The following is a 2631-nucleotide window of genomic DNA, read 5'->3' as shown; positions in this document are numbered from 1 at the left end:
TTAGACTAGATCAAAGCCTCGACCGATTAGTATCATTCAGCTCCACACGTCGCCGTGCTTCCACCCATGACCTATCTACCTCATCGTCTCTGAGGGGTCTTTCTTGATTGCTCAAAGGGAAATCTCATCTCGGAGGGGGCTTCATGCTTAGATGCTTTCAGCACTTATCCCGTCCGCACGTAGCTACCCAGCGATGCTCCTGGCGGAACAACTGGTACACCAGCGGTGCGTCCATCCCGGTCCTCTCGTACTAAGGACAGCTCTCCTCAAATTTCCTGCGCCCACGACGGATAGGGACCGAACTGTCTCACGACGTTCTGAACCCAGCTCGCGTACCGCTTTAATGGGCGAACAGCCCAACCCTTGGGACCTACTCCAGCCCCAGGATGCGATGAGCCGACATCGAGGTGCCAAACCTCCCCGTCGATGTGGACTCTTGGGGGAGATCAGCCTGTTATCCCCAGGGTAGCTTTTATCCGTTGAGCGATGGCCCTTCCATGCGGAACCACCGGATCACTAAGCCCGACTTTCGTCCCTGCTCGACTTGTAGGTCTCGCAGTCAAGCTCCCTTCTGCCTTTGCACTCTTCGAATGATTTCCAACCATTCTGAGGGAACCTTTGGGCGCCTCCGTTACTGTTTAGGAGGCGACCGCCCCAGTCAAACTACCCACCTGACACGGTCCTCCAGCCGGATCACGGCTGCGAGTTAGAGACTCTATACGCAAAGGGTGGTATCCCAAGGGTGTCTCCACCGAAGCTGGCGCTCCGGCTTCACAAACTCCCACCTATCCTGTACATCGCGTACAAAGCCTCAATATCAGGCTGTAGTAAAGCTCCATGGGGTCTTTCCGTCCTGTCGCGGGTAACCTGCATCTTCACAGGTACTATGATTTCACCGGGTCTCTCGTTGAGACAGTGCCCAAATCGTTACGCCTTTCGTGCGGGTCGGAACTTACCCGACAAGGAATTTCGCTACCTTAGGACCGTTATAGTTACGGCCGCCGTTTACTGGGGCTTCGGTTCAGTGCTTCTCTTGCGATGACACATCCCCTTAACCTTCCAGCACCGGGCAGGCGTCAGCCCCTATACTTCATCTTGCGATTTAGCAGAGACCTGTGTTTTTGCTAAACAGTCGTTTGGGCCTATTCACTGCGGCTTATGTTGCCATAAGCGTCCCTTCTCCCGAAGTTACGGGACCATTTTGCCGAGTTCCTTAACGAGAGTTATCCCGCGCGTCTTAGAATTCTCATCTCGCCTACCTGTGTCGGTTTACGGTACTGGCGCCGACCTCCTTACTAGAGGCTTTTCTTGGCAGCGTGAAATCCGGTACTTCGCCCTACGGGCTCCACGTCACAGCTCAACCTTGTGTGCCGGGCGGATTTGCCAACCCGACGGCCTCGCTGCTTGTCCGTGCACTTCCAGTCGCACGGTTACCTTATCCTTCTGCGTCCCCCCATCGTTCAAACGGTGGTACGGCGGTACAGGAATATCAACCTGTTGTCCATCGCCTACGCCTTTCGGCCTCGGCTTAGGTCCAGACTAACCCTGAGCGGACGAGCCTTCCTCAGGAAACCTTGGGCTTTCGACGGAGGGGATTCTCACCCCTCTTTTCGCTACTCACACCGGCATTCTCACTTCCAAGCGCTCCACGGCTCCTCACGATACCGCTTCACTGCTGCTTGGAACGCTCCCCTACCATCCCTTACGGGATCCATAGCTTCGGTGGTATGTTTAGCCCCGTTACATTTTCGGCGCGGCGTCACTCGACTAGTGAGCTATTACGCACTCTTTGAATGGTGGCTGCTTCTAAGCCAACATCCTAGTTGTCTGTGCAACGCCACATCCTTTTCCACTTAACATACACTTTGGGACCTTAGCTGATGGTCTGGGCTGTTTCCCTTTCGACTACGGATCTTATCACTCGCAGTCTGACTCCCGAGTACAAGTTGCCGGCATTCGGAGTTTGACTGAATTCGGTAACCCTGTGGGGGCCCCTAGTCCAATCAGTGCTCTACCTCCGGAACTCTACACCTCGAGGCTAGCCCTAAAGCTATTTCGGGGAGAACCAGCTATCTCCAGGTTCGATTGGCATTTCACCGCTACCCACACCTCATCCCCGCACTTTTCAACGTGCGTGGGTTCGGACCTCCAGTCAGTGTTACCTGACCTTCATCCTGGACATGGGTAGATCACCTGGTTTCGGGTCTACGACGACGGACTGATGCGCCCTATTCAGACTCGCTTTCGCTGCGGCTCCGCCTCATCGGCTTAACCTCGCCCGCCATCGTAACTCGCCGGTTCATTCTACAAAAGGCACGCCATCACCCGTTAACGGGCTCTGACTACTTGTAGGCATACGGTTTCAGGATCTGTTTCACTCCCCTTCCGGGGTGCTTTTCACCTTTCCCTCACGGTACTGGTTCACTATCGGTCACTAGGAAGTATTTAGCCTTGGGAGATGGTCCTCCCGGATTCCGACGGGGTTTCACGTGTCCCGCCGTACTCAGGATCCACTCTGGAGGGGATACGATTTCGGCTACAGGGCCGTCACCTTCTCTGGCCGACCTTTCCAGGTCGTTCACCTATCCTATCCCTTTGTAACTCCGTATAGAGTGTCCTACAACCCCAGGA

At 55.0% G+C, this 2631-nt stretch carries 1 rRNA gene; it reads right to left on the bottom strand.

Going from position 1 to position 2631, the window contains the following annotated elements:
• Positions 1-6: 6 nt before the first annotated feature.
• Positions 7-2631 (bottom strand): 23S ribosomal RNA (locus tag KNP85_RS15590); the annotation flags it as partial.

Source organism: Exiguobacterium sp. s194 (assembly GCF_018618275.1).
In the GTDB taxonomy this organism is placed as follows: domain Bacteria; phylum Bacillota; class Bacilli; order Exiguobacteriales; family Exiguobacteriaceae; genus Exiguobacterium; species Exiguobacterium chiriqhucha.
This window is presented reverse-complemented; position numbering and strand designations above follow the sequence as displayed.